This is a genomic window from Streptomyces sp. NPDC006687, assembly GCF_040636215.1.
GTDB lineage: Bacteria > Actinomycetota > Actinomycetes > Streptomycetales > Streptomycetaceae > Streptomyces.
The window spans coordinates 16418-41475 of sequence record NZ_JBEYJJ010000020.1 but is presented as its reverse complement, the minus strand read 5'-3'; the positions used below and the strand labels follow the sequence as shown (position 1 = coordinate 41475).

General features: G+C 72.0%; 26 protein-coding genes. 14 read left to right on the top strand and 12 right to left on the bottom strand.

Annotation, left to right across the window (positions count from 1 at the left end):
* Nucleotides 1–6 precede the first annotated feature (6 nt).
* The 4 genes from ABZ716_RS22135 to hemL all read right to left on the bottom strand — a co-directional run bounded on the left by ABZ716_RS22135 (nt 7) and on the right by hemL (nt 3493).
* Nucleotides 7–786, bottom strand: a complete 780-nt coding sequence (locus tag ABZ716_RS22135; protein ID WP_358811360.1) for a cytochrome c biogenesis protein CcdA — start codon at nt 784–786, stop codon at nt 7–9.
* Between the two features lie 4 nt (nt 787–790).
* A complete protein-coding gene (locus ABZ716_RS22130) occupies nt 791–1420 on the bottom strand; it encodes a TlpA disulfide reductase family protein (RefSeq protein ID WP_351882563.1) in 630 nt (209 codons plus the stop codon).
* A gap of 79 nt (nt 1421–1499) precedes the next feature.
* Nucleotides 1500–2174 (bottom strand): histidine phosphatase family protein, encoded by a 675-nt coding sequence (locus ABZ716_RS22125; RefSeq protein ID WP_351882561.1) that lies wholly within the window; start codon nt 2172–2174, stop codon nt 1500–1502.
* A complete protein-coding gene (gene hemL / locus ABZ716_RS22120) occupies nt 2171–3493 on the bottom strand; it encodes a glutamate-1-semialdehyde 2,1-aminomutase (protein ID WP_358811361.1) in 1323 nt (440 codons plus the stop codon). Before hemL ends, ABZ716_RS22125 begins: the two co-directional genes overlap by 4 nt.
* A 448-nt stretch (nt 3494–3941) precedes the next feature.
* On the opposite strand from hemL, the gene ABZ716_RS22115 reads away from it, so the two are divergent.
* On the top strand, nt 3942–4379 hold the full coding sequence (locus ABZ716_RS22115; protein WP_344151394.1) for a hypothetical protein: 438 nt from the start codon (nt 3942–3944) through the stop codon (nt 4377–4379).
* Between the two features lie 172 nt (nt 4380–4551).
* Here ABZ716_RS22115 and ABZ716_RS22110 read toward each other — a convergent pair whose 3' ends face one another.
* Nucleotides 4552–5451 carry an NADP-dependent oxidoreductase gene (locus tag ABZ716_RS22110; RefSeq protein WP_358961075.1) on the bottom strand — a complete coding sequence of 300 codons (900 nt, stop codon included), beginning with the start codon at nt 5449–5451 and terminating at the stop codon, nt 4552–4554.
* Nucleotides 5452–5593: 142 nt separating this feature from the next.
* Between ABZ716_RS22110 and ABZ716_RS22105 the strand changes: the two genes are divergently transcribed.
* Together ABZ716_RS22105 and ABZ716_RS22100 are read left to right on the top strand one after the other, a co-directional pair.
* Nucleotides 5594–6010: a helix-turn-helix domain-containing protein gene (locus tag ABZ716_RS22105; protein WP_358811362.1), complete on the top strand. Its 417-nt coding sequence runs from the start codon at nt 5594–5596 to the stop codon at nt 6008–6010.
* Between the two features lie 55 nt (nt 6011–6065).
* Entirely contained in the window at nt 6066–6803 is a 738-nt protein-coding gene (locus ABZ716_RS22100; protein WP_358811363.1) for a Mut7-C RNAse domain-containing protein, read from the top strand.
* Nucleotides 6804–6816: 13 nt separating this feature from the next.
* Here the strand turns inward: ABZ716_RS22100 and ABZ716_RS22095 are convergent, their stop codons facing one another.
* A complete protein-coding gene (locus ABZ716_RS22095; RefSeq protein ID WP_358811364.1) occupies nt 6817–7290 on the bottom strand; it encodes a hypothetical protein in 474 nt (157 codons plus the stop codon).
* A 191-nt stretch (nt 7291–7481) separates the two neighbouring features.
* Here ABZ716_RS22095 and ABZ716_RS22090 point away from each other — a divergent pair, with 191 nt between their 5' ends.
* Nucleotides 7482–8243, top strand: a complete 762-nt coding sequence (locus tag ABZ716_RS22090) for an SDR family oxidoreductase (RefSeq protein ID WP_358811365.1) — start codon at nt 7482–7484, stop codon at nt 8241–8243.
* 43 nt (nt 8244–8286) lie between these two features.
* Entirely contained in the window at nt 8287–8676 is a 390-nt protein-coding gene (locus ABZ716_RS22085; RefSeq protein WP_358961073.1) for a Uma2 family endonuclease, read from the top strand.
* A 59-nt stretch (nt 8677–8735) separates the two neighbouring features.
* Here the strand turns inward: ABZ716_RS22085 and ABZ716_RS22080 are convergent, their stop codons facing one another.
* Nucleotides 8736–9929, bottom strand: coding sequence for an RtcB family protein (locus ABZ716_RS22080; protein ID WP_355972497.1), 1194 nt, complete (start codon nt 9927–9929; stop codon nt 8736–8738).
* A 190-nt stretch (nt 9930–10119) separates the two neighbouring features.
* Here ABZ716_RS22080 and ABZ716_RS22075 point away from each other — a divergent pair, with 190 nt between their 5' ends.
* The 3 genes from ABZ716_RS22075 (at nt 10120) to ABZ716_RS22065 (ending at nt 13757) form a co-directional block, all read left to right on the top strand.
* The gene (locus ABZ716_RS22075; RefSeq protein ID WP_358961071.1) at nt 10120–10995 is read left to right on the top strand and encodes a DUF3558 domain-containing protein; all 876 of its coding nucleotides are present in this window, start codon (nt 10120–10122) and stop codon (nt 10993–10995) included.
* A 156-nt stretch (nt 10996–11151) separates the two neighbouring features.
* Complete coding sequence (locus ABZ716_RS22070; RefSeq protein ID WP_358961022.1) at nt 11152–11952, top strand: DUF3558 family protein; 801 nt, start codon at nt 11152–11154, stop codon at nt 11950–11952.
* A gap of 77 nt (nt 11953–12029) precedes the next feature.
* Nucleotides 12030–13757, top strand: a complete 1728-nt coding sequence (locus ABZ716_RS22065; protein WP_358961019.1) for a DUF2637 domain-containing protein — start codon at nt 12030–12032, stop codon at nt 13755–13757.
* Between the two features lie 83 nt (nt 13758–13840).
* Here ABZ716_RS22065 and lysS read toward each other — a convergent pair whose 3' ends face one another.
* Complete coding sequence (gene lysS / locus ABZ716_RS22060) at nt 13841–15580, bottom strand: lysine--tRNA ligase (RefSeq protein WP_358961017.1); 1740 nt, start codon at nt 15578–15580, stop codon at nt 13841–13843.
* 190 nt (nt 15581–15770) lie between these two features.
* Between lysS and argS the strand changes: the two genes are divergently transcribed.
* The 3 genes from argS to ABZ716_RS22045 all read left to right on the top strand — a co-directional run bounded on the left by argS (nt 15771) and on the right by ABZ716_RS22045 (nt 19969).
* Complete coding sequence (argS, locus tag ABZ716_RS22055; RefSeq protein WP_358811368.1) at nt 15771–17534, top strand: arginine--tRNA ligase; 1764 nt, start codon at nt 15771–15773, stop codon at nt 17532–17534.
* 260 nt (nt 17535–17794) lie between these two features.
* The gene (locus tag ABZ716_RS22050; RefSeq protein WP_358961014.1) at nt 17795–19342 is read left to right on the top strand and encodes an alkaline phosphatase; all 1548 of its coding nucleotides are present in this window, start codon (nt 17795–17797) and stop codon (nt 19340–19342) included.
* 84 nt (nt 19343–19426) lie between these two features.
* Entirely contained in the window at nt 19427–19969 is a 543-nt protein-coding gene (locus tag ABZ716_RS22045; RefSeq protein WP_358961010.1) for a hypothetical protein, read from the top strand.
* On the opposite strand, the gene ABZ716_RS22040 is transcribed toward ABZ716_RS22045, so the two are convergent.
* Nucleotides 19959–20942, bottom strand: a complete 984-nt coding sequence (locus tag ABZ716_RS22040; protein WP_358961008.1) for a hypothetical protein — start codon at nt 20940–20942, stop codon at nt 19959–19961. The two genes, ABZ716_RS22045 and ABZ716_RS22040, sit on opposite strands and share 11 nt — an antisense overlap.
* A gap of 297 nt (nt 20943–21239) precedes the next feature.
* On the opposite strand from ABZ716_RS22040, the gene ABZ716_RS22035 reads away from it, so the two are divergent.
* Nucleotides 21240–22037 (top strand): VOC family protein, encoded by a 798-nt coding sequence (locus ABZ716_RS22035; RefSeq protein ID WP_358811410.1) that lies wholly within the window; start codon nt 21240–21242, stop codon nt 22035–22037.
* A gap of 13 nt (nt 22038–22050) precedes the next feature.
* On the opposite strand, the gene ABZ716_RS22030 is transcribed toward ABZ716_RS22035, so the two are convergent.
* Nucleotides 22051–22446: an ATP-binding protein gene (locus ABZ716_RS22030; RefSeq protein WP_358961005.1), complete on the bottom strand. Its 396-nt coding sequence runs from the start codon at nt 22444–22446 to the stop codon at nt 22051–22053.
* Nucleotides 22447–22604: 158 nt separating this feature from the next.
* On the opposite strand from ABZ716_RS22030, the gene ABZ716_RS22025 reads away from it, so the two are divergent.
* Together ABZ716_RS22025 and ABZ716_RS22020 are read left to right on the top strand one after the other, a co-directional pair.
* The gene (locus ABZ716_RS22025) at nt 22605–23384 is read left to right on the top strand and encodes a helix-turn-helix transcriptional regulator (RefSeq protein ID WP_358961002.1); all 780 of its coding nucleotides are present in this window, start codon (nt 22605–22607) and stop codon (nt 23382–23384) included.
* Nucleotides 23381–23560, top strand: coding sequence for a DUF397 domain-containing protein (locus ABZ716_RS22020; RefSeq protein ID WP_355972513.1), 180 nt, complete (start codon nt 23381–23383; stop codon nt 23558–23560). Before ABZ716_RS22025 ends, ABZ716_RS22020 begins: the two co-directional genes overlap by 4 nt.
* A gap of 18 nt (nt 23561–23578) precedes the next feature.
* Here ABZ716_RS22020 and ABZ716_RS22015 read toward each other — a convergent pair whose 3' ends face one another.
* Nucleotides 23579–23851, bottom strand: a complete 273-nt coding sequence (locus tag ABZ716_RS22015; RefSeq protein WP_351882832.1) for a DUF1876 domain-containing protein — start codon at nt 23849–23851, stop codon at nt 23579–23581.
* 87 nt (nt 23852–23938) lie between these two features.
* A complete protein-coding gene (hemB, locus tag ABZ716_RS22010) occupies nt 23939–24940 on the bottom strand; it encodes a porphobilinogen synthase (RefSeq protein WP_358960998.1) in 1002 nt (333 codons plus the stop codon).
* Nucleotides 24941–25058 lie beyond the last annotated feature (118 nt).

Here is a 25058-nt window from a genome sequence, read left to right as displayed (position 1 = left end):
TAGTCCTCAGATCCCGACCGTGAAGCCGTTGGCCCAGCCCTGCATCTCGTTGACGATGCTGAACCACATTCCTGTGACGAGCAGCAGACCGGTCAGGATCAGCATGCCGCCGCCGATGCGCATCACCCACGCGTAGTGCTTCTTCACCCATCCGAACGCGCCCAGCGCCTTGCGGAAGGCCACGGCGGCCAGGATGAACGGCACACCGAGCCCGAAGCAGTAGACCGCCGTCAGCAGCGCGCCGCGCCCCGCGGTCGCCTCGTTGATGGACAGGGTGCCGACGGCCGCGAGGGTCGGGCCCATGCAGGGGGTCCAGCCGATGCCGAAGAGCACACCGAGCACGGGCGCCCCGAGCAGACCCGCCGTGGGCTTGCGGTGGAAGCGGAACTCCCGCATGGTCAGGCCCGGGATCCAGCCCATGAAGAACAGGCCCATCAGGATGACCAGGACACCCATGACACGGGTGATGATCTCCTTGTTCTCGCCCTGGAGGACGTTGCCGACCTGCCCGAACAGCATCCCGGTGGAGACGAACACCGCGGTGAAGCCGAGGATGAACAGCCCCGCGCCGGCCACCATCCGCCCGCGCCGCGCCTCGGCGAGGTCGGCGCCGCTGACCCCCGTCACATAGGACAGGTAGCCGGGCACCAGCGGCAGGACGCAGGGGGAGAAGAACGAGACCAGCCCCGCCAGCAGCGCGATCGGCAGGGCGATCAGCAGCCCGCCCGACAGCACGGTCGTGTTCACGCCGGTCGGCTCGGCGGCGAGGAGATGAGCGAGGACCACGAGGTCACTTCTCCGCGAGGAGCGGGTCGATCATCGAACGCAGCTGCTCCTCGTTGACGGCGACCAGCGTGCGGGCCGCGATCCGGCCCTGCTTGTCCAGGACGATCGTGGACGGGATCGACTGCGCGTTCAGCGTGCCCTTGGGGAAGCGGAGCATCAGCTTCCCGTCCGGGTCGTACAGGCTCGGGTAGGTGATCCCGAAGTTCTGCTCGAAGGCGGCGGCGTTCTGCGTGCTGTTGTCGCGGGTGTTGATCCCCACGAACGCCACGTCCTTGCCGGCGTCGCCCATCTCCTTGGACACCGTGGCGAAGTAGGGGGCTTCGGCCCGGCAGGGCGGGCACCACGAACCCCACACGTTCAGGACGACGACCTTGCCCTTGAGGGTGGTGGTGTCGAGGGTCTTGCCGTCGACGGTCGCACCGTCGAGCTTGGGGGCCTCGACCCGGTCGGCCTGCGCGACGGTGGAGATCCCGCTGGGGCCCGTCACGTAGTTGCCTCCGGCGGAACCGGCCGACGTGCTGCCGCCGTCACCGCACGCCGTCAGGGTCAGGGCGCTCGCGAAGGCCACCGCGGTCAGCGCGGCGGCACGGCCGCTGGTCGAGCGGCGGCTACGGGGGGCGCGGCTAAGGCTCATGTGAAAAGTTTCGCATGAGCGATTTGCGGATCTTCCGCACCCCCCGACGGCGTCTCAATGCCCAGGTCAGCCCGCCCGGCTACGCGCCGAACGCCTTCGACTTCCCCTTCACCGGCTTGGCGCCGGCCAGCAGGTGCGCCGGGACCAGGTCCCGCGCCGGCTCGCTGTAGCCCACCGACACCAGCGTGTCGTCCTGGTACGTGAACGAGGTCAGCGAGGCCAGCGTGCACTGCCGGCGCCGCGGGTCGTGCCACAGCCGGCGCCGCTCCGCGAAGCTGCGCACGATCCAGATCGGCAGCTGGTGGCTGACCGCCACCGCCTCATGGCCGCGCGCCGCGTCCCGGGCCGCCTCGATCGCGCTCATCATCCGCACGACCTGCTCGACGTACGGCTCGCCCCACGACGGCTTGAACGGGTTCGTCAGGTGCTTCCAGTTGCCGGGCTTGCGCAGCGCGCCGTCCCCGACGCCGAAGGTCTTGCCCTCGAAGACGTTGCCCGCCTCGATCAGCCGGCCGTCGGTGGCGATCTCCAGGTCGTGCGTCTTCGCGATCGGCGCGGCCGTCTCCTGCGCCCGCTCCAGGGGGGAGGACACCACGTAGGTGACGTCCCGGTCCTGGAGGTGCTCGGCGACCCGGTCGGCCATCCGCCGGCCCAGCTCGGACAGGTGGTAGCCGGCGCGGCGCCCGTACAGGACCCCGTCGGGGTTGTGGACCTCGCCGTGCCGCATCAGGTGGACGACGGTGATGTCGCTCATGCGGTCGCCTCCGCGGCGGCTCGGGCGGCGGCGGGCAGCGCGGCCGCGACGCGCTCGACCGCGCGCTCGTCGTGGGCGGTGGACACGAACCAGGACTCGAACGCCGACGGCGGCAGGTAGACGCCCTGCGCCAGCATCGAGTGGAAGAACGCGTTGAAGCGGAAGCCTTCCTGCTGCTTCGCCTCGTCGTAGTTGCGGACCTCGTCCGGGGTGAAGAAGACGGAGAACATGTTGGACGCCGTCTGCAGCCGGTGCGCCACGCCCTCCTTGGCCAGCGCCGCCGTCACCAGACCCTGGATCTCCTTCGAGACCGCGTCGACCTTCGCGTACGCGGCGTCGTCGAGCAGCCGCAGCTGCGCGAGGCCCGCGGCGGTGGCGACCGGGTTACCGGAGAGGGTGCCCGCCTGGTAGACCGGGCCGGCCGGGGCCAGGTGGCCCATGACGTCGGCGCGGCCGCCGAAGGCCGCCGCCGGGAAGCCGCCGCCCATGACCTTGCCGAAGGTCATCAGGTCCGGCTTGACGCCGTCGACGCCGTACCAGCCGGCCTTGGAGGTACGGAAACCGGTCATCACCTCGTCGGAGATGTACAGCGCGCCGTTCTCCCGGCACAGGTCGGCGAGACCCTGGTTGAAGCCCGGGAGCGGGGTGACCACGCCCATGTTGCCGGGGGCCGCCTCGGTGATCACGCAGGCGATCTCACCGGGGTGCGCGGCGAAGGCCGCCCGCACCGCTTCGAGGTCGTTGTAGGGGAGCACGATCGTGTCGCCGGCCTGCGCACCCGTCACACCGGGGGTGTCGGGCAGGGCGAAGGTCGCCAGGCCGGAACCGGCGGCGGCCAGCAGCGCGTCGACGTGGCCGTGGTAGCAGCCGGCGAACTTGACGACCTTGGCGCGGCCGGTGAAGCCGCGGGCCAGCCGGATCGCCGACATGGTCGCCTCGGTGCCGGAGGACACCAGGCGCACCTGCTCGACGGGCTCGATACGGGCGACGATCTCCTCGGCGAGGGCGACCTCGCCCTCGCCGGGCGTGCCGAAGGAGGTGCCGCGGGCGACCGCGGCCTGGACGGCCTCGATCACCTCGGGGTGGGAGTGGCCGAGAATCATCGGCCCCCACGAGCAGACCAGGTCGACGTACTCACGCCCGTCGGCATCGGTCAGGTAGGGACCGGTACCGGACACCATGAACCGGGGCGTTCCGCCCACGGCACGGAAGGCGCGGACGGGAGAGTTCACGCCGCCGGGGGTCACGAGGGACGCGCGCTCGAAGAGCGTCTGCGAAACTGGGGCTTCATACGGGTACGGGTAGCTCACACCAGCCATGGTCTCAGAGGCCGCGACAGACTTGCGGAGGGGCGTTTCACCGCGCCGCCTCGGGGGAGGTCACTGCCATGATGATCAGGCTGCGTGGCGGCGGCCGCGGAGCCGGGGCAGGCAATACCAGTCGGGTGGAGATATGCAACGCGGTGGTGGACCGGGCGAGGGTACGGACGGCCTGGACCCGCAGCGCGCCCGCGAGGCCCGCCGCCGAGGCCGGCACCGCCGGGCCGCGGAGGCCGCGGAGGCGGCCGCCCCCGGGCCCTCCCCGCTCCACGACCGCACCCCGGACACCCCGATGCCGGCCCCTGCCCCGGCTCCGGTCCACGAGGACCCCGACAGCGGGAGCGGGGCGGCGGGGCGGCCCCGCAAGGAGGGGCGCGGGCGCCCGGAGCGGGCCGGTGAGCCCGCCGAGGCCCCCGAGGAGGCGGACGAGCTGCCCAAGGGCCGCGGTATGGGCGTGACGTACAAGTACTTCGGCGCCCCGGACGGCGCGACGGCCGCCCGCGTGCCGGTGACCATGCGGCCGGAGGAGCTGGGCGGCGACGAGCTCGGCATGGGCGGCATGTTCACCAAGATCAAGCCGGAGACGATGGCCGCGATGGTCCTGACCGGCATCGAGGGCATACCCCTGCACAAGGTGCCCCCGCTGGAACTGGTCGTCCTGCACCCCGACTACGCGGTGGTCAAGCTCCCGATGACGGTCGTCGACCCGCTGCGCGGGGTGGGCGAGGAGTCGGTGGGAGCGGCCGCGTTCATCTGGTCGACGGTCCCCGACCGCGGGGGCCCGCGGGACGCCTTCAACGTCTACCAGCTCCTGCACGAGTGGCAGGACTTCTCCCACCGCCTCCACGAGAACGGCCACCAGGCGTACTGCCTGGTCTGGCCCTGAGATCTGGCCCTGCGCTCTGGCCCTGAGGTCGGGCCCTGACCGCCCGGCCCTGACCGTGGGGACCTGGCCCCCGCGGCCCTGGCCGCAGGGCCCTGGCGGCCCCGAGCCGGCCGTGGGGCCCTGGCCGCCCGGGGTCAGGAGACCGTTCCGGGGCCAGGGCGCCGTTCCCGCGTCAGGACACCGTGAGGACCACGCGGCCGCGGGTGCCCGGGGCGGCCAGGGCGGTGTGGGCCTTCGCGGCGTCGTCGAGGTCGAAGGTGTCGGCGACGCGCAGCGTCAGGGCGCCCTCGTCGACCAGCGCCACCAGCCGGGCCAGGTGCGCCCCGTCGGCGGCGACCTCCTGCTCCACCACACGCACCCCCCGCTCCGCCGCCGGCGCCGCGCCGGGGATCAGGCCCACGTAGACCCCGCCGTCGCGGACGAGGTCCAGCGCGGGCGCTCCCAGTACGGCCGTGTCCAGCACCCCGTCGAACCGCGCGGCGGGAGCCGACCCGCGCGGTACGAAACCGGTCGCGCCCAGCGACCGTACGAACGCCTCGTCCCCCTCGCCCGCCAGGGCCGTCACCGCCAGCCCCGCCCGCGCGGCCAGCTGCACCGCGAGGCCGCCGACCGACCCGGCCGCACCGGTGATCAGCACCGAGCCGCCCGGGGCGAGCCCGAGCAGGTCCACCGCGCGGGCGGCCGTCAGCCCGCTCAGCGGGAGCGCCGCCGCGACGGTGTCCTCGACGCTCTCCGGCGCCGCCGCCACCGCCGAGGCGTCGAGCACCGTGTACTCGGCGTGCGTGCCGAGCGGCTTGACCGGGCCGTAGTGCAGCCCGACCACCCGCCGGCCGGCCGCCCACCCCTCGACCCCGGGGCCGACCGCGTCGATCTCCCCGGCCACGTCCCAGCCGAGCCCGATCCGCTGCCCGGCCCCGCCGAAGACGCCCGCGCGGACCGCGCCGTCCACCGGGTTGACCCCGGCGGCCCGCACCCGGACCCGCACCTGCCCGGCCGCCGGCTCCGGCACCGGCACCTCGGCCACGCGCACCTGCTCCGGGCCGCCGAAGTCCTCCAGGACCACGGCCCGCATGGTCGTGCCCTGCTCGCTGCGCTCGGTCATGATCTCTCCCCATCGGTGTCGTTCCCGCTGTGGTAACTAACTTATGGAGAGGTACTCTCTTTTCGTAAGTACGTACTTCGGGGTGCGTACCCGACCTGGAAGTGGGCAACCCATGGCCACACGCACCGCAGCCGCACGCCGTGCGGAGGAACGCGCCGCCTACGACGCCTTCCTCAAGGAGTGCCCCACCAGCCAGCTCCTGGACCGCATCAGCGACAAGTGGGTCGGCCTCGTCCTCGCCGCCCTCGGCCAGGCCGAGAACGGCTCGCTGCGCTACAGCGAGCTCGGCCGCCAGATCCCCGGCGTCAGCCAGAAGATGCTCACCCAGACCCTGCGCTCCCTCGAACGCGACGGCCTCGTCACCCGCACCGTCACCGCCTCCGTACCCGTCCGCGTCGACTACCGCCTCACCGAGCTGGGCGGGACCCTCGGCTGCCTGCTCTCCTCCGTCAAGCGCTGGGCCGAGAACCACTTCGACGAGGTCAGCGCCCACCGCCGCGCCTACGACGAAGCCGCCTCCGCCACCTGAGCCCGTCTGCGGAATTCAGCCGCGCCGCCCCGGCCCCCGATGGCATCCTGGGTCCGTGAACGGTCCCGGTATTGAGCTCACCCTCGCCCCCGAACTACGCCTCTTCGCGCCGCCCAGCCGCCGCGCCGACCGCGTACCGACCGCCACCGACGGCGCCTCCAGCCTCGGGCACGTCGTCGAATCCGCGGGCGTACCGCTCACCGAGGTCGGCCGGCTCCTCGTCGACGGCCGTGAGGTGCCCGTCTCGTACGTGCCCCGGGCCGGGCAGTCCGTCGAGGTGTTCGGCGTCGAGCGCCCCCAGCGGGTCCCCGGCGCACCGCTGCGCTTCCTGCTCGACGTGCACCTCGGCACCCTCGCCCGCCGGCTGCGCCTGCTCGGCGTCGACGCCGCCTACGACAACGAGGACCCCGGCGACCCCGCCCTCGCCACCCGCTCCGCCGCCGAGAGCCGCGTCCTGCTCTCCCGGGACCGGGGCCTGCTGCGCCGCCGCGAGATCTTCGCCGGCGCGTACGTCTACAGCGACAACCCCGACGACCAGCTCCGCGACGTCCTCGGCCGTTTCGCCCCCGCCCTCGCCCCCTGGACCCGCTGCACCGCCTGCAACGGAACCCTCCGGGAGGCCGACAAGGACAGCGTCGGCGACCGGCTGGAGCACGGCACGCAGCGCTCGTACGACGTCTTCGCCCAGTGCACCGGCTGCGAGCGGGTCTACTGGCGCGGCGCCCACCACTCCCGGCTGGAGCGGATCGTCGACGAGGCCATGGCCGAGTTCGGCGACGGCGCCACCGTCTGACGCCTCCGCGCGTTCAGAAGGCGTAGGGGTCCCCGGTGTCCAGCGCCAGCACCACGAGCTCGTTGTTCGCCCGGTTGCGGTCGGTCGCCCCGCCGTTCCACCCGGTGTCGATCCGTACGGCCACCTCCGCCGGCTTCTCCCGCAGCCCGAGCACCAGCCCGATGTGCCGCCCCGGGCCGTGCTCGGGCAGCGGGCCCGTCTCGCACACCACCTCGCGCACCCCGGCCCGTACACACCCCCCGGCCGGCTCCTGCACGTCCGCCAGGTCCGCCGACAGGCGCACCCGCACGGTCGCGTTCGCCAGCGCCGACGGGCCCTCGTTGCGCGGCACCATCCACACCGTCAGCCGCCCCTTCACCAGGGACACCCGCCCGTGGTACGCCACGTCCGCCTCCGGCCCGGCCCACGCCCCCGCCGGCCCGGCCCCGGCCAGCACCGCCACCAGCGACCCCGCCACCACCACACCCCGTACGGCACCACGGCGCACCGCCACCACCTCCTCGCGTCCTCGCGTCCTCGCGCGGACGGTAACCACCCCGGCGAACCGCCGGTCGGACCATCACACGGACGAGGGCGAGCCCACCCCCCATTCGCCGCCGCTCGCCTACGCGGCCCGTCAGCGCCCCGGCCTATGCTGGCGAGCGCCCGCACGTACGACCGAGAGCAGGAGCCCCGACCATGAGCACGGCCACCCGAACCGCCGTAGTCACCGGCGCGAGCAGCGGAATCGGGGCGGCCACCGCCCGTCAGCTCGCCGCCGCCGGCTACCACGTCGTCCTCACGGCCCGCCGCAAGGACCGCATCGAGGCCCTCGCCGCCGAGCTCACCGCGGCCGGCCACCAGGCCACCGCGTACGCCCTCGACGTCACCGACCGCGCGGCCGTCGACGCCTTCGCGGCCTCCCTCCAGCGCTGCGACGTGCTCGTCAACAACGCCGGCGGTGCGATCGGGGCCGAGCCCGTCGCCACCGGCGACCCGGCCGACTGGCGCACGATGTACGAGGTCAACGTCATCGGCACGCTCAACGTCACCCAGGCGCTCCTGCCCGCCCTCACCGCGAGCGGCGACGGCACGGTCGTCGTCCTGTCCTCCACCGCCGGCCACTCCACCTACGAGGGCGGCGCCGGCTACGTCGCGGCCAAGAACGGCGCCCGCGTCCTCGCCGAGACCCTCCGCCTGGAGATCGTCGGCCAGCCCGTCCGCGTCATCGAGATCGCCCCCGGCATGGTCAAGACGGAGGAGTTCGCCACCACCCGCTTCCGCGGGGACAAGGAGAAGGCGGAGAAGGTGTACGCGGGCGTCGCGCACCCCCTGTCCGCCGACGACGTGGCCGACACCGTCACCTGGGCGGTGACCCGCCCCAGCCACGTCAACATCGACCTCCTGGTGGTCCGCCCCCGGGCCCAGGCGTCGAACACCAAGGTCCACCGCGAGCTCTGACGCCCCCTACGGGTTCTTCGAAGCCGGGGCGAAGAAGGCCGGCCTGCGCTATCTCCAGGGCATCGGAGTATGGCTGCCGGCCGGGCCCGACGACTACGCCATCCCGGACTTCGCACTGGTGAGCAAGGACTTCTTGGACTTCAAGGGGCGGAACAACTGTTACTCGCCGGACGTATTCCGCCTCATCGTCGAGGTGACCTCGTCCAACTGGGCGGACGACCTCGGCTCCAAGGTCGATTCCTACGCGAAGGCAGGAATCCCCTGCTACGTCATCGCCGACCGCCGCCACGACGAAGTCGTCGTCTGCCGCGACCCGCACAACGGCGCCTACCGCCTGCGCACCTCCCACAAGCGCGGCACCACCGTCACCGTCCCGGAGTCCGTCGGCGTGACCCTCGGGCTCCCGGTGGACCTGCTCCTCGACGGCGAGTAGGACCGGGCGCCCGCAAAGGGCCCCGGACCGATCACGGTCCGGGGCCCTCCGCACCCGTCTCAGCCCTTGACGCAGATGACCTGCTTGAGCTTCGCCACGACCTTCACCAGGTCGGTCTGCTGGTCGATGACCTGCTCGATCGACTTGTAGGCGCCCGGGATCTCGTCCACGACGCCCGCGTCCTTGCGGCACTCCACGCCCCGCGTCTGCTCCGCCAGGTCCCGCGCCGAGAACCGCTTCTTCGCCGCCGTGCGGCTCATCCTGCGGCCCGCGCCGTGCGAGGCGGAGTTGAAGGACCGCTCGTTGCCGAGACCCTTGACGATGTACGAGCCGGTCCCCATCGAGCCCGGGATGATCCCGTACTCGCCGCTGCCGGCGCGGATCGCGCCCTTGCGGGTGACCAGCAGGTCCATGCCGTCGTACCGCTCCTCCGCCACGTAGTTGTGGTGGCAGCTGATCTCCTGCTCGAAGGAGACCTTCGCCTTGCGGAACTCCCGCCGGACGACCTCCTTGAACAGGCTCATCATCGCCGCGCGGTTGTACTTGGCGTACTCCTGGGCCCAGAACAGGTCGTTGCGGTACGCCTCCATCTCCGGGGTCGCGGCCAGGAACACGGCGAGGTCCCGGTCCACCAGGTTCTGGTTGTGGGCCAGGCCCCGGGCCACACCGATGTGGTACGCGGCGAGCTCGTTGCCGATCCCACGCGAGCCGGAGTGCAGCATCAGCCAGACCGAGCCCGACTCGTCGAGGCAGAACTCGATGAAGTGATTTCCGGAACCAAGTGTTCCGATCTGCTTCACGGCGCGTTCCTGACGGAACTTGACCGCATCGGCGATGTAGTCGAAGCGCTGCCAGAGATCGGCGTACCCGGTCTGCGAGAACCCGTACAGCCGCTCCGGATCCACCGGGTCCCGGTGGAGGCCCGTGCCCACCGGGATGGTCGCCTCGATGCGGGAGCGGAGTTTCGAGAGGTCGCCCGGGAGGTCGTTCGCCGTGAGGGAGGTCTTGACCGCCGACATGCCGCAGCCGATGTCCACGCCCACCGCCGCCGGGCAGACCGCGTCCTTCATCGCGATCACCGAGCCGACCGTCGCGCCCTTGCCGTAGTGGACGTCCGGCATCACCGCCAGGCCCTTGATCCACGGGAGGCCGGCGGTGTTCTGCAGTTGCCGCATGGCGCTGTCCTCGACCGACGCGGGATCGGTCCACATCCTGATCGGGACGTTCGCCCCGGGCACCTCGACATACGACATAACTAAACGATCCCCCGGAAAACAGCAGAAAGGTAGAAGTACGCGAAAAGCCGCGCTCATAACCCCAAACCAGACAGGGAACCGGCGCCGGCACCAGCGTGTGCGATAGACATTGTGTCCATCCGTGCCCGAGTCGCGGCAACGGAATTTCCCGAGCACGCCAAGGAAGCCAGGGGAGCGAGTGAAGCCGATGGACGTGGAGCGCACGCGGGTGCGCAGCCGATTCCTGCCGGGCGTCGCGATGCTCACCGCGCTCGCCGCCGGCGCGACCGCCTGCACCGGCGGCGGCGGAACCGGCAGCACCAGCGACCAGAAGAACGGCGGCAGCGCCGCCGCCCCCGCGCAGCCCGGCAAGTACCGCAGCCTCCCGCAGCCCTGCAAGGCCGTCGACGCCAAGCGGCTGCGGGCGATGCTCCCGGCCTCCGACTCCCTCACCACCGAACAGCGCGAGCAGCTCTACGCCGGGACCGCCGAGCCCTCGTACGACGCCGACCGGCACGTCGGCTGCCGCTGGAACGCGCAGGCCCCGGACGCGACCCTGCTGCTGTCGGTCACCTTCGAGCGGGTGGTCTCGTACGACCGCGCCACCGCGAGCGACGACGACAAGGCGCGCCAGGTGTACGTGCGCCGGCTGACGGACGCGCACCTGCCCTTCCCGGGGCCGAGTCCGAGCCTGACGCCGAGTTCTGGTTCTGGTTCTGGTTCCAGCCCCGGCCCCGGCCCCGGTTCCAGTGCCAGTTCCAGTGCGGTGCCGCCGGTCCAGGGGGCGAGCACCGCCCCCGGGACCGGGACGCCCGGGGCCGCGTCGTCCGCTCCGGCCGAGCTGGGGTCGCGGGTGCTGGAGGGGCTCGGGAGTGAGGGGTTCCTCGACGACAAGCTGGGCGCGGCCGGGGCCACGGCCGCGCAGGCGCGTACCGTGCGGATCGTCTTCCGTACCTCGAACGTGATCGCCACCGTCGAGTACAGCGTGCAGCCGTCGGGCCCGGGCAAGGTCCCGCCGGCCGCGGATACGCAGGACAAGGCGCGTCAGCTGGCGGAGGCCCTCGCGGAGCGTTTCAGCGAGTGAACGCGCCCCCGCAGGGGGGCGCGCACGGCCCGCGTGACGGCGCGCACAGCAGGCGGGCTCCGGGTCGGGCTACCGTTGCGGGGGTCCCACACCCCTGAGCACCACCCCGAAACAGGGCCCATAAGTACCGAGATGTCCCCAACGTCTGAAGGAACCATGCACCGATCAGCCTCGCGCCTCACCCGCGTTCTCGCCTGTGCCGCCGTCCCGGTGATCCTCACCGTCGCCGGCTGTTCCTCCGACTCGGGGAAGTCCTCCTCGGGCTCGGACTCCGGCAAGAAGTCCTCCTCGTCCTCGTCCGCCAAGCCGGGCACGAAGGGCGCGGCCCCGCTGGAGAAGGTGGCGTTCGCGAAGCTGCCGGACCCCTGCAAGTCGGTTCCGGCCAAGACCATAGAGGCGCTGGTCCGCGACGCGAAGGACAAGAACGGTACGGCCGCCAAGTCCAACGACCTCGCCAACCGCGCCAGCTGCTCCTGGAACGGCCTGGACACGGACGGCACGAAGGGCTCGCAGTACCGCTGGCTCTCCGTGTCCCTGGTGCGCTACGACTCGCACGCCTCCCTCGGCAGCGGCAACAAGCGCGCGGAGGAGCAGTACAACAAGCAGATCGAGCTGGCGAAGACCACCAAGGACGGGCACGACTTCAAGACCGAGCAGGCCGAGGGGGTCGGCGACCAGGCCACCTCCGTGGCCTACGGGATCAAGAAGGACGTGGACTTCTTCAACACCACGGTCGTCGCCCGCACCCAGAACGTCGTGATCACCCTCGACTTCAACGGTGCCGCCTACGAGGGCGCGGGCGCGCCCGACCAGGGCAAGATGCTCCAGGACGCGATCGCCGCGGCCAAGGAGGTCGTGACCTCGGTCGCCAACGGCGGCAACGAGCAGGCGCCTTCGGGGGCGGAGTCGCCCGCGGCCTCCGGCTCCCCGTCGGCCTCCGCCTCGCCCCAGCAGTAGGGGTCTACGGAGCGGGTGACGCAGGGTCACCCGTACGCTGTGCCTGCCTGTAGCTCGACAAGGGGAGGGGATCGCGAGTGGCCGCGATGCAGCTGACTCGTACGCACCGGATTCTCATCGGTGTGGTGGTCGCCGGAGCCGTCGTCATCGCGGGTATCGGTTTCGCGGGGTCGTACGCCGCGGTCCGTGCACTGGCGCTGAAGAAAGGCTTCGGCAGCTTCTCGCTGGTGTTCCCGATCGGTATCGACGCGGGCATCTGCGTGCTGCTCGCGCTGGACCTGCTGCTGACCTGGATCCGGATCCCCTTCCCCCTGCTGCGGCAGACGGCCTGGCTGCTGACCGCCGCCACGATCGCGTTCAACGGTGCGGCGGCCTGGCCCGATCCGCTGGGCGTCGGCATGCACGCGGTGATCCCCGTGCTGTTCGTCGTCACGGTCGAGGCGGCGCGGCACGCCGTGGGGCGGATCGCGGACATCACGGCCGACCGGCACATGGAGGGCGTGCGGATCACCCGCTGGCTGCTGTCCCCGCTGCCGACGTTCAAGCTGTGGCGCCGGATGAAGCTGTGGGAGCTGCGCTCGTACGAGCAGGCGGTCGGGATGGAGCAGGACCGGCTGATCTACCAGGCGCGACTCCAGGCCCGGTACGGGCGCGCGTGGCGGCGGAAGGCACCGGTGGAGGCGCTGATGCCGCTGCGGCTGGCCCGCATCGGCGTACCGCTGGCCCGGACGGCACCGGAGGGCCTGGCGGCGGCGGGCATCGACCCCGTACTGCTCCCGCCGGCGGCCCTGCCGGCGGCGCCGGGCCCGGCGGCGGCCGTCGCCGGCGGCCAGCCCGCCACGGGCCTGGCGGTCACCGCCGGTGCGGCGGGCGTCGCGGGTGCGGCAGGCGCCGCCGGTGCGGCGGGCGCGGCGGGCCAGACGGGCGCCGCGGGCCCGGCCGTCGCTGCCGGCCCGGCGGTCGCATCGGGCGCGGCGGTCTCTGCCGCCTCGGCCGGGCTCGCCGACCCGAACACCGCTGCCGGCTCCGAAGTCGCGGCCCGTCCTGCGGTCGCGGCCGGCCAGGCCGTCCCCGCCGGTCCGGTGGCCGTCGGGGATCCGGCACTCGCCGCCGCCCCGGCGGGCGTCGCCGGCCCGAACGCCGCCGGCGGCCAGGTCGCGGCGGGTCCGGCCATCGCTGCCGACCCGGCGGCCTTCGCCGGTCCGAACGTCGCTGCGGGTCCGGCGGCCGGAGTCGTTCCGGGGACGGCCGGCCCGGCCGTACCGGGGCCGGAGGCCCAGGCAGACCCCGCCACCGGCCCCGAGGTCCCGCAGCAGTGGGAAGGGCTCGACCGGGCCGCCGCGCGGCTGGGGCAGGCGAAGCTCGCGCAGGCCCCGCTCCCCTTCGCGGTGCCCCCGGAGGCCATGCCCGCCGCGCACGACAGCGCCTGGTTCGCCGCCCCGAAGGCCCCCCAGGCGGCGTACCAGGGTGACTACAACCCGCAGTACGTCGAGGGCCTGGAGCCCACCCCGGTGATGCCCCCGGCCGGCCCGGAGCAGCAGCAGGACCCCCACTCCCCGGCCGCCGACGAGGCCGACGAGGCGCATGACGCCCTCGACCAGGAGAAGTTCGAGGAAGCGGCGTACGAGGCGTACGAGGCGTACGTGGAGGCGAAGAACAGCCACCCCACCGCGCAGCAGGTGGACCAGGCCCTCACCGCCGCCCTTGGGTCCCTCCGCCCGGACAGCGTCTCGGTCATCGAGGCGATGATGCCGACCCTGAAGCAGCGCTACCAGCGCGCCCTGGAGCACAAGTTCATGCAGTGAGCCGGCGCCGCCCGCGCACGCGGAAGGGCCCGCACCCCCGGTGATCCGGCGGTGCGGGCCCTTCCCTTCGGCGTCCGGACGTCTCAGACCGCGAGCAGCTTGCGCACCCGGTCCGCCCCCACCGCGAGGAGCAGCGTGGGCAGGCGCGGGCCGGTCTCCCGGGTGACGAGCAGCCGGTACAGCAGGGCGAAGAACTCGCGCTGCGCGACCTTGAGCTCGGGCGTCGGCTTGGCGTCCGGCTCCAGCCCGGCCATGACCTTCGGGACGCCGTAGACCAGCGTGGTCAGCCCGTCCAGCGACCAGTGGCTGTCCAGGCCCTCCAGCAGCATGGCCAGCGAGCGGCGCGCCTCGTCGTCCAGGGAGGCGAGCAGTTCGGTGTCGGGCTCCTCACGGACGAGGGTGCGCTGGTCGGCCGGGACCTGGGTGGTGATCCAGTTCTCGGCGCGGTCCAGGCGCGGGCGGACCTCCTCCAGGGAGGTCAGCGGCTGCGAGGGGTCCAGGTCGGACAGGATGCGCAGGGTCTGCTCGTCGTGTCCGGCGGTGATGTCGACGACCGACGCGAGCGTGCGGTACGGCATCGGGCGCGGGGTGCGCGGCAGCTCGTGGGAGGCGACGCGGACGGCGCGGGAGTGGGCGGCGGCGTCGGCCGGCAGCACGGAGCCGTCGGCGACCTTGCCCTCCAGCTTGTCCCACTCGTCGTACAGCCGCTGGATCTCCTGGTCGAAGGCGATCTTGAACGACTGGTTGGGGCGGCGGCGCGCGTACAGCCAGCGCAGCAGCTGCGGCTCCATGATCTTCAGCGCGTCGGCCGGGGTGGGGACCCCGCCCTTGCTGGAGGACATCTTGGCCATGCCGCTGATGCCGACGAAGGCGTACATCGGGCCGATGGGCTGCTCGCCGCCGAAGAGGCCGACGATCTGGCCGCCGACCTGGAAGGAGGAGCCCGGGGAGGAGTGGTCCACGCCGGAGGGCTCGAAGACCACGCCCTCGTAGGCCCAGCGCATGGGCCAGTCGACCTTCCAGACCAGCTTGCCGCGGTTGAACTCGGACAGCTTGACGGTCTCGGTGTACTGGTCCTCGGTGCAGACGTAGGTCATCTCCGTGGTCTCGTCGTCGTACGACGTGACCTTGGTGAAGTCCTTGTTGCACATGCCGCAGTACGGCTTGTACGGGAAGTACTCGGCGCCTTCGGCGCTGCCGTCGTCCTCGCCGGCCGCGCCGGAGCCCTCGGCGGCCTCCAGCTCGGCCTCGTCCACCGGCTTCTGCTGGGGCTTCTTGCCGCCCGGCTTCTGCTTGGTGCGGTACTGGTCGAGGACGGCGTCGATGTCGCCGCGGTGCTTCATCGCGAACAGCACCTGCTCGCGGTAGGCGCCGGAGGTGTACTGCTCGGTCTGGCTGATGGGGTCGTACTCGACACCCAGCTCGGCCAGGGAGTCGACCATGGCGGCCTTGAAGTGCTCGGCCCAGTTCGGGTACGAGGAGCCCTCGGGGGCGGGCACGGCGGTCAGCGGGCGGCCGATGTGCTGGGCGTGGGACTCCTCGGTGACACCGGGGATGCCCTTGGGGACCTTGCGGTAGCGGTCGTAGTCGTCCCAGGAGATGAGGTGGCGGACCTCGTGGCCCCGGCGGCGGATCTCGTCCGCGACCAGGTGCGGGGTCATCACCTCGCGCAGGTTGCCCAGGTGGATCGGGCCCGACGGGGACAGGCCCGAGGCGACGACGATCGTTTTGCCGGGGGCTCGGCGCTCCGCCTCGGCGATGACCTCGTCCGCGAAACGGGAGACCCAGTCGGTCTCTGTGCTGCTCTGCGCGCTCTGAGCCACGACACGTCCTTCTATCTCGAATGCTGGCTTCGGCCATTCTCCCAGACGGAAGGGGCCGCTCCGGGGTTGCTTCCGTCTGGTGATACGACGGCCGATATGCCGAGAACCCGCCACCCTCCCCGTGGGATACTCGGCACTTGTCGGAACCCCCAAGACCCATTCGGGCACAACCTCACAGGAACGGCAGCTCATGGCCTCGGTCCCTTCCCTCGCTTCCTCCGTCGAACAGCGCCTCTCGGACGCCCTCGTCTCCGCCCTGCCGGAGGCCGGTGCGGCCGACCCGCTGCTGCGACGAAGCGACCGGGCCGACTTCCAGGCCAACGGCATCCTGGCGCTCGCGAAGAAGGCCAAGGCCAACCCGCGCGAGCTGGCCACGACCGTGGTCGAGGCCATCCCCACCGGTGACCTGATCAAGGAGATCGAGGTCTCCGGCCCCGGCTTCCTCAACATCACCGTCTCCGACGAGGCGATCATCCGGACGCTGGCGGCGCGCGCCGCCGACGACCGGCTCGGCGTGCCGCTGTCCCCGTCCGCCGGCACCACGGTGATCGACTACGCGCAGCCGAACGTGGCCAAGGAGATGCACGTCGGCCACCTGCGCTCCGCCGTGATCGGCGCGGCCATGGTGGAGATCCTGGAGTTCACGGGCGAGAAGGTGGTCCGCCGCCACCACATCGGCGACTGGGGCACCCAGTTCGGCATGCTCATCCAGTACCTGCTGGAGCACCCGCACGAGCTGGACCACAAGGGCGGGGAGGGCGAGGTCTCCGGCGAGGAGGCCATGTCCAACCTCAACCGCCTGTACAAGGCGTCGCGCGCGCTCTTCGACTCCGACGAGGAGTTCAAGACGCGGGCCCGGGCGCGGGTGGTGGACCTCCAGGCGGGCGACCCGGAGACCCTGGCGCTGTGGCAGCGGTTCGTGGACGAGTCGAAGATCTACTTCTACTCGGTCTTCAACAAGCTGGACATGGACATCCAGGACGCGGACGTGGTCGGCGAGTCCGGCTACAACGACATGCTCGCCGAGACCTGCAAGCTGCTGGAGGAGTCGGGCGTGGCCGTCCGCTCCAACGGCGCGCTGTGCGTGTTCTTCGACGAGTACAAGGGCCCGGACGGCAACCCGACGCCGCTGATCGTCCAGAAGTCGGACGGCGGCTTCGGCTACGCCGCCACCGACCTGTCGGCCATCCGCGACCGCGTCGGCAACCTGAAGGCCGACACCCTGATCTACGTCGTGGACGCGCGTCAGGGGCTGCACTTCAAGATGGTCTTCGAGACGGCCCGCCGCGCCGGCTGGCTGAACGAGAACACCAAGGCGGTGCAGCTGGCCTTCGGTACGGTCCTCGGCGCCGACGGCAAGCCGTTCAAGACCCGTGAGGGCGAGACGGTCCGGCTGGTGGACCTGCTGGACGAGGCGGTGGAGCGGGCGGCGGCCGTGGTCCGGGAGAAGGCCCAGGACCTCACGGAGGAGGAGATCGCCGAGCGTGGTGCCCAGGTGGGCATCGGCGCGGTGAAGTACGCCGACCTGTCGACGTCCGCGGCCCGCGACTACAAGTTCGACCTGGACCAGATGGTCTCGCTGAACGGTGACACGTCCGTGTACCTCCAGTACGCGTACGCCCGTATCCAGTCGATCCTGCGCAAGGCGGGCGAGGCCCGCCCGGCCGCCCACCCCGAGCTGGAGCTCGCGGCGTCGGAGCGGGCGCTGGGCCTGCACCTGGACGGCTTCGGCGAGCTGATCGCGGAGGCTGCGCAGGACTACGCCCCGCACAAGCTGGCCGCGTACCTGTACCAGCTGGCCTCGCTCTACACGACCTTCTACGCGGAGTGCCCGGTCCTCAAGGCCGCCACCCCGGAGCAGGTCGAGAACCGCCTGTTCCTCTGCGACCTGACGGCCCGCACCCTGAACAAGGGCATGTCCCTCCTGGGCATCCGCACCCCCGAGAAGCTCTGACCCACCACCCGACGGCCCCCTCCCCCACCGGGAGGGGGCCGTCGGCTATGCCGCGCCGAACACCTCGACCTTGCACCGGGCGCTGCCCGAGCGGGCGATCCGCGCGTCACAGGTGACCAGCGGGACCTGGAGCCCCTCCGCGAGGGCGATGCAGGTGGCTGCTTGTTCGACCCCGCAACACCGCTCCGTAGCGTTCCGTTCACACGGCCCTCCTACGTTCGGCCCGACCGTGCCGAACACCCGAGGGGAATCTCCCGCACATGCGCCGCAGACCGTTGAAGACGCTCACCGTCCTGGCCATAGCCAGCGCCGTCGCCGCCGGCACCGCCGTCACCGCGAACTCCGCGCCCCAGCAGAGCGACGCCTCGCACCAGGACATCCGGAACGTCATCTACCTCCTCGGTGACGGAATGGGCCGCACCCACGTGACGGCCGCCCGCGACCGGTTCATGGGCGCCGGCGGCAAGCTCACCATGGAGACCCTGCCCGTCACGGGCGCGGTCGCCACCTACGCCGTCGAGAAGAACAGCGCCAAGCCCTCCCTGGTCACCGACTCGGCCAGCTCCGCCACCGCCTGGTCCTCCGGCGTGAAGACGTACAACGCCGCCATCGGCGTGGACGCGTACGAGAAGAAGGTCACCACGCTCATGGAGCAGGCCCACGCGGCCGGCTTCGCCACGGGCAACGTCTCCACCGCCGAGATCACCGACGCCACCCCGGCCGCCGAGTTCAGCCACGCGCTGCTGCGCGGCTGCCAGGGCCCGGTGTACTCCGACGCCGCGTGCCTGCCGAAGAAGGACGACGGCAGCTACGAGGCGGCCCCGGCCGACAAGACGCTGGTCACCCCGATCGCCGAGCAGATCGCCCGCAACGGCACCGCCGACGTCATCCTCGGCGGCGGCCTGGCCCGCTTCGAGCCGGACGACCAGAAGGCCCTCCAGGCGCAGGGCTACCAGGTCCTCGGCAACTTCGGCGACCCGAAGCTGCCCGCGCAGACGGCCGCCAGCCAGCAGGTCGCCACCAAGGCGGACCTGGACAAGGCCAACGGCAAGAAGGTCATCGGCCTGTTCAACCGCGGCAACCTGACCGTGGAGCACAACAAGGCGGCCCTGCCCGCCGACGCCCCGCAGAAGCAGGAGCCCTCGCTCGCGGACATGACCCGCAAGTCGATCCAGCTGCTGAGCAACCGCAAGGGCGGCTCGTACGACCGCAAGGCGAAGAAGGGCTTCTTCCTCCAGGTCGAGGGCGCCCAGATCGACAAGCGTTCGCACGCCAACGACGCCGCGCAGACCCTCGACGAGATCAAGGCGTTCGACGACGCCGTCAAGGCCGCCTACGAGTTCGCGAAGAAGGACGGCCACACCCTCGTGATCGTCACGGCGGACCACGAGTGCGCCGGCTTCAACATCATCGAGAAGGGCACCTACACCAACGCCGAGGCCGTGGCGCCCCCGTCCAACACGGACGCCGGCAACCCCGCCAACAACAGCGTCCCCTCGCGTGCCGCCTCGGGCGCCAAGGACCCGGCGCGCTCCAGCGGCATCGTCAACGGCGCGGGCTCCGCCGACACGAAGAACTTCGCCCCGGCGACCTTCCGCACCCCGGACGACGCGAAGGACGTCAAGGACGGCAGCCCCGAAGCCAGCCTGTGGCTGACCTACCTGTCGGGCAACCACACCGGCGCGGACGTGCCGATCTTCTCCTACGGCCCGGGCAGCAACGTCTTCGCCGCGAGCCAGATCAACACCGAGCTGTACGGAAAGATGTACCGCTCGCTGTTCGGCCGCTCCCCGCAGCCGCAGCACTGATCCCCGGGCGGCCGGGGCCGGGGGCGCACTCCCCCGGCCCCGGCCGCCCGTGCCCGTTCCACGGCCTTCCCAGGAGCACTTCCGATGACGCTGACGTACCTCCCCCGCGCCGCTGCCGCCGCCGCGGCCGCCGCCGCCCTGTTCGCGCTCGCCACGGGCTGCTCGGGCGCGGCGTCGCCGTCGGCGGAGGCCAAGGACCCGGCCCCGGCCGCCGCCCCGGTGTCCCTGCCCGCCCCGCGCAGCGCGCCCGCTCCGGCCGCCGTCCTCACCCCGGCTCCGGCGGCGGGCGAGGTCCGCACCGAGCAGGGCCCGTTCACGGACCGCGTCAAGCTGACGGACCTGCACCTCACCGGCGCCCCGGCCGTCACCGGCCACATCGCCATCAGCTCGGACGTCAGCGACACCCTGGCCCTGGAGATCACCGCCGCCTACTACGACGCCCAGGGCCACCTCCTGGGCACGGGCACCTTCCACCACCAGGAGGAGGGCGAGGAGAGCCACGCCGGCCAGCCCCACACCGGCCCCCGCGCGGCCGGCGACGGCATCGACTTCACCGTCCCCGCCGACCACCTCACGGGCACCCCGGCCGCCGCCGTCCTCTCGATCCCGGTCCTGGTCAACGAGTAGCCGACTGCCGCCGTCGCCGTCGCCGCACGCGGGCGGCGACGAGGGCGAGGACGGTACCCGAGCCGAGCGCGGTGAGACCGGTGGCCAACGGCGCGGAGACGGAGTCCGCACCAGTGCGGGCGAGTTCACCGCCGGACGCCGGAGCCGCCGGGGCGGAGGAGGACCCGGGCCCGGCCCCGCCTCCCGGAACCGGGGGAGCGGCCGTGGCGGACGGTCCGGGGGTTTCGGAGCCGGGTTCCCCCGGGCCGTCGGAGGGACGGGCCGTGGGCGACGGCCCGGGATCCGCGGGACCGGTCGGGTCGCCGGGATCGGTCGGGGTCCCGGGATCCGTGGACTCCCCCGGCTCTTCGGGCTCTTCCGGCTTTTCCGGGGTGTCGCGGACCAGCCGGATGACCTTCAGGGGCTGGATCCCCACGACCTCGGTGGACCCGTAGTACGAGATGACGCCGATGTCGACCCGGTCGGCGAGCGGGCTGTCCGCGCCGAACCTGAGCCGGACGGGTATCTCGGTGACGTCCGCCGGCACCGGCTCCTCGCCCTCCGGGACCGGGAAGTCCTGCCAGTTGTCGCTCGGGTCGTTGAAGGACCGGGTGGACCGCCACCGGCCGTCCAGGAAGTACTCGACCTCGATCTGATCGGCCCTGAGGCCCGCCCCCTGGGTGTCGTGGACCTGGAAGAACATCCGGTTGAACTTCTCGGCCGTGTCCGCATGGTGCAGGACGACGGCGAACTCCTGCCATGCGGCACCGGGTACGAAATCGCGGGGCAGTCCCCGCAGTTCCAGAGCCGGCCTCGACGCCGTCCGCGTGGGGGAGGCCGTCGGCGACGGCTCGGCCGCCGGGCTGGACGCGTGCGGGACGAAGGGCGAAGGGCTGGTCTCCCCCGCCAGTGCGGCCGGTGCGGAGCCGGTGACGATGATCCCGCTGACTCCGGCCGCGATGACGGTTCTGACGGCCGTTCTTTTCAACTGCACTTGGGGTCCTCGTCCGTTGATGGGTGGTACGGAAGGAATCCTCCGCATTCCCACCCACTCCAGGTAGTACGCCTTGCCCTATCGGGTCATAGACCGGGCTTATGGCCCGCCCCGGCCGGCCCGTGCGGCGCCGGGGGATTCCGTCGGCGCCGGCGGCCTTACGGGCACCGCGCAGGACGGCACGCCCACGGCCCGGGAGGCCCCAGTTCACTCGGACGGCCCGGTTCCGCCCCCGCGGCCCCGGGTAGGGGTGGGCCCGTCCACCCCCGCCCCACCCCGGAGGCCCCCGTGCCCGACATGAACGGCCCCTACAAGCCCGGCACCCCCTGCTGGATCGACCTGATGGTCCCCGACCAGCAGGCCGCCCTCGACTTCTACTGCGACCTGTTCGGCTGGCAGGGCGAGGTGGGGCCGCCCGAGACGGGCGGGTACGCCGTCTGCACCCTCAAGGGCAAGCCGGTCGCCGGGATCATGAAGGCCATGAACCCGGACGGCACCGTCCCGGACCCGCTCCCGCCCACCGTGTGGACGACGTACCTCTCCACCGACGGCATCGACTCCACCCTCAAGTCCGTCACCGACGCGGGCGGCAGGGTCATGATGGGCCCGATGGACGTCATGGACCTCGGCCGCATGGCCGTGATCGCCGACCCGGCCGGCGCGGTCGTCGGCCTGTGGCAGCCCGGCACGTTCGACGGGGCCGGCATCGTCAACGAGCACGGCGCGCTCATCTGGAACGAGCTGAGCACGCCCGACCTGCCGGCGGCGTCCGCGTTCTACTCCTCGATCCTGCCCGTCACCACGCACCGCTCCGACATGCCCGGCGCCGAGGGGTACGTGGAGTTCCAGGTCGACGGCCGCGCGGTGGGCGGGATGATGGACCTGAGCTCGCTGCCGCCGGGCGTACCGCCGCACTGGCAGCCGTACTTCAGCGCGGACAGCGTGGACGACATCCAGGCGGCCGCCGTCCGCGCCGGCGGCACGGTCCTGGCCCCCGCCTTCGACATGGCGGCGGGCCGCATGGCCGTCCTGGCCGACCCCCAGGGCGGCGCGTTCTCCGTCATCACGGCGGCGACGCAGGAACAGCCGGCCTGACCCGCCCGTCCCGCTAGCAGCCGTCGGAGCGGAACTCCGCCCAGACGGCCTTGCCGGGGGAGCGGGGCAGCACCCCCCACAGGTCGGAGACGGCCTCGACGATCCTCAGTCCGGTCCCGGGCGGCCGCTCCAGCAGGCGCGACCGCCCGGGACCGCTGTCGTGCACCTCGACGCGCACGCAGCAGTCGAAGTTCAGCAGCCGCACCCGGTACGAGCGGCCGCGCGGCACCCCGTACCGCAGGGCGTTGGTCGCCAGCTCGCTGACACAGAGCACGACGTCGTCCCGCCGGGCGGCGACGTCCCACACCGCGAGCGTCTCGCGCGTGAAATCCCGTGCGGCCGAGACGGTTTGGAAGGCCCGGGGTAACAACCGCTCGCGCATGAGCCCGGGTTGCGTATTGAGGTTCACGGGGCGATGGTCGCTCGCCGTCACTACGCTGCCACAGAGCGCTGACCCGTACTCTGCGATGAGTACGGGTGCGCCAGGGGTAGTTCACGCACCAAGGCGGGGAGTTCATCGCCATGCCACCGAAGAAGCGACCACGTCCCAATGCGACGACGATGAAAATGGTCGGCAAACAGGTCGCCGCCGCCCGCCTCGCCAAGAACCTGACCCAACGGCAGCTGGCCGACCTGGTCAAGCTGGACGAGGAGTCCATCGCCTCCATCGAGCAGGGCCGCCGCATGCTCATGCCGAACGTGGCCGAGTTGCTCGATCTCCACCTGGGCCTGCCGGGCATGCTGACCGTGGCCGCCGTCGAGATGCCCGCCAAGGACGACTTGCTCCCGTGGGCCGAGGGCTTCTTCGACCTGGAGAAGCACGCCATCGCGCTCAACTGGTTCGAGACCATGGTCATCCCCGGACTCCTCCAGACCGAGAACCACATGCGGGCCCTCTTCCGCTGCCGCGTCCCGGTGTTCTCGCCCGAGGAGATGGAACGGCTGACCGCCCGGCGGCTCGCCCGGCTGCAGATCCTGCACCGCAAGGAGCCCCCGAACCTGAGCTTCGTCATCTGGGAAGCCGCGCTCCTCGACCGCATCGGCGGCGACGCCGTCTACAGGGAGCAACTGCGCCACCTCGTGGACTGCATGGAGATCCCCCATGTGACCATCCAGGTCCTGCCCCTCGGCCAGACCTGCCAGGCGGGCCTCGCGGGGCCCTTCACCGTTCTGGAAACCCCCGACCACATGCTCGCCGGCTACCTGGAATGCCAGCGCACCAGCAAACTGGTCACTGATCCCTATGAGGTCAGCCTGCTGGCTCAGCGATATGCCATGCTGCGCACGCAGGCCCTCAACCCCCAGGAAACGAGGGGCCTGTTGGAACGCCTGCTAGGAGAGCCATGAACACCACGCTGAAGTGGTACAGGTCCAGCTACAGCAGCAGCGACGGCGACAAATGCGTCGAGGTGGCCACCACCCCCACCACCGTCCACGTCCGGGACTCCAAGGTGCCGGACGGGCCGACGCTCGGGCTCGCGCCCGGGAGCTGGGCGGCGCTGACCGGCTGGGTCAGCCGGTAGCGCCGCCCGGGGCCCGGGTCAGCGAGTGATCGGGTACGAGGTGCGTCCCGACGCGTCGTCGATCTCGGTGTGCGCCTTGCTGAGCAACTGCTCCTTCAGGTCGTTCAGCGCACGCGCCGCCGCGATCTCCTCGCCCACCCGGGGCTGGTTGCCGTCACTGGGGTGACGGCTCGCGTAGCCGTGCGAGCGGATCTCGCTCCCGTCCGGTAGCCGGACGAGGGCCGCTGCGCGGGTGCGCCTGTTGTCCTCCTGGAACTCCATGTCGACATGCCATCCGACGGCATCCTTCATGGCGATCACCTCCGTGGCCGCTGATTACCAGCGTGCACCCGCGGACGCGCCCCCGCACGGCGGACGGCCCCGCCGGCGGTGCCGGGGTCACCGCTGCTCGCGCAGCCAGCCCGCGACCTCGGTCGCCCAGTACGTCAGGATCGTGTCCGCGCCCGCCCGCTTGATGCCCAGCAGGGTCTCCAGGACCGCCCGTTCGCGCTCGATCCAGCCCTTCTCCGCGGCCGCCTCGATCATCGCGTACTCGCCGCTGATCTGGTACGCCGCCACCGGCACGTCCACCGCCTCCGCGACCCGGTACAGGATGTCCAGGTAGGGGCCCGCCGGCTTGACCATGACCATGTCGGCGCCCTCCTCCAGGTCCAGCGCCAGCTCGCGCAGGGACTCGCGGGCGTTCGCCGGGTCCTGCTGGTAGGTCTTGCGGTCGCCCTGGAGGGAGGAGGCGACGGCCTCGCGGAAGGGGCCGTAGAAGGCGGACGAGTACTTGGCGGTGTAGGCGAGGATCGACACGTCCTCGTGGCCCGTCTCGTCCAGCGCGTCGCGGATCACGCCGACCTGGCCGTCCATCATGCCGCTCGGGCCCACCACGTGGGCGCCCGCGTCGGCCTGGACCTGGGCCATCTCCGCGTACCGCTCCAGCGTCGCGTCGTTGTCGACCCGGCCCTCGGCGTCCAGGACCCCGCAGTGGCCGTGGTCGGTGAACTCGTCCAGGCACAGGTCCGACATGATCACCAGGTCGTCACCGACCTCCGCGCGCACGTCGCGGATCGCCAGCTGGAGGATGCCGTCCGGCTCGGTGCCCGCCGTGCCCAGCGCGTCCTTGTTCTCGTCCGCCGGGACACCGAAGAGCATGATCCCCGACACGCCCGCCTCGACGGCCTCCACGGCCGCCTTCCGCAGCGTGTCCCGGGTGTGCTGGACCACGCCCGGCATCGACGAGATCGCCACCGGCTCGCTGATGCCCTCCCGGACGAACGCCGGCAGGATCAGGTCCGAGGGGTGCAGCCGGTACTCGGCGACCATCCGCCGCATCGCCGGGGTGGTCCGCAGCCGGCGGGGCCGCGAACCGGGGAAGGATCCGTACGCGCTCATCTTCTAGTCGCCTCTTCGAGCATCGACAGCAGTCGCCCCCAGCCTAGGGGGTGCCGGAGACGACGAAGGGGCCCGGGCGCTGTGCGCACCCGGGCCCCTCCTCCGCCTTAAACCGGAC

Excerpts from the sequence above, each read along its gene's own strand:
- ABZ716_RS22130 (WP_351882563.1), bottom strand. The coding sequence starts at position 1,420 with ATGAGCCTTAGCCGCGCCCCCCGTAGCCGCCGCTCGACCAGCGGCCGT.
- ABZ716_RS22125 (WP_351882561.1), bottom strand. The coding sequence starts at position 2,174 with ATGAGCGACATCACCGTCGTCCACCTGATGCGGCACGGCGAGGTCCAC.
- hemL (WP_358811361.1), bottom strand. The coding sequence starts at position 3,493 with ATGGCTGGTGTGAGCTACCCGTACCCGTATGAAGCCCCAGTTTCGCAG.
- ABZ716_RS22115 (WP_344151394.1), top strand. The coding sequence starts at position 3,942 with ATGGGCGTGACGTACAAGTACTTCGGCGCCCCGGACGGCGCGACGGCC.
- ABZ716_RS22110 (WP_358961075.1), bottom strand. The coding sequence starts at position 5,451 with ATGCGGGCCGTGGTCCTGGAGGACTTCGGCGGCCCGGAGCAGGTGCGC.
- ABZ716_RS22105 (WP_358811362.1), top strand. The coding sequence starts at position 5,594 with ATGGCCACACGCACCGCAGCCGCACGCCGTGCGGAGGAACGCGCCGCC.
- ABZ716_RS22090 (WP_358811365.1), top strand. The coding sequence starts at position 7,482 with ATGAGCACGGCCACCCGAACCGCCGTAGTCACCGGCGCGAGCAGCGGA.
- ABZ716_RS22080 (WP_355972497.1), bottom strand. The coding sequence starts at position 9,929 with ATGTCGTATGTCGAGGTGCCCGGGGCGAACGTCCCGATCAGGATGTGG.
- ABZ716_RS22075 (WP_358961071.1), top strand. The coding sequence starts at position 10,120 with ATGGACGTGGAGCGCACGCGGGTGCGCAGCCGATTCCTGCCGGGCGTC.
- ABZ716_RS22070 (WP_358961022.1), top strand. The coding sequence starts at position 11,152 with ATGCACCGATCAGCCTCGCGCCTCACCCGCGTTCTCGCCTGTGCCGCC.
- argS (WP_358811368.1), top strand. The coding sequence starts at position 15,771 with ATGGCCTCGGTCCCTTCCCTCGCTTCCTCCGTCGAACAGCGCCTCTCG.
- ABZ716_RS22050 (WP_358961014.1), top strand. The coding sequence starts at position 17,795 with ATGCGCCGCAGACCGTTGAAGACGCTCACCGTCCTGGCCATAGCCAGC.
- ABZ716_RS22045 (WP_358961010.1), top strand. The coding sequence starts at position 19,427 with ATGACGCTGACGTACCTCCCCCGCGCCGCTGCCGCCGCCGCGGCCGCC.
- ABZ716_RS22035 (WP_358811410.1), top strand. The coding sequence starts at position 21,240 with ATGAACGGCCCCTACAAGCCCGGCACCCCCTGCTGGATCGACCTGATG.
- ABZ716_RS22025 (WP_358961002.1), top strand. The coding sequence starts at position 22,605 with ATGGTCGGCAAACAGGTCGCCGCCGCCCGCCTCGCCAAGAACCTGACC.
- ABZ716_RS22020 (WP_355972513.1), top strand. The coding sequence starts at position 23,381 with ATGAACACCACGCTGAAGTGGTACAGGTCCAGCTACAGCAGCAGCGAC.
- ABZ716_RS22015 (WP_351882832.1), bottom strand. The coding sequence starts at position 23,851 with ATGAAGGATGCCGTCGGATGGCATGTCGACATGGAGTTCCAGGAGGAC.
- hemB (WP_358960998.1), bottom strand. The coding sequence starts at position 24,940 with ATGAGCGCGTACGGATCCTTCCCCGGTTCGCGGCCCCGCCGGCTGCGG.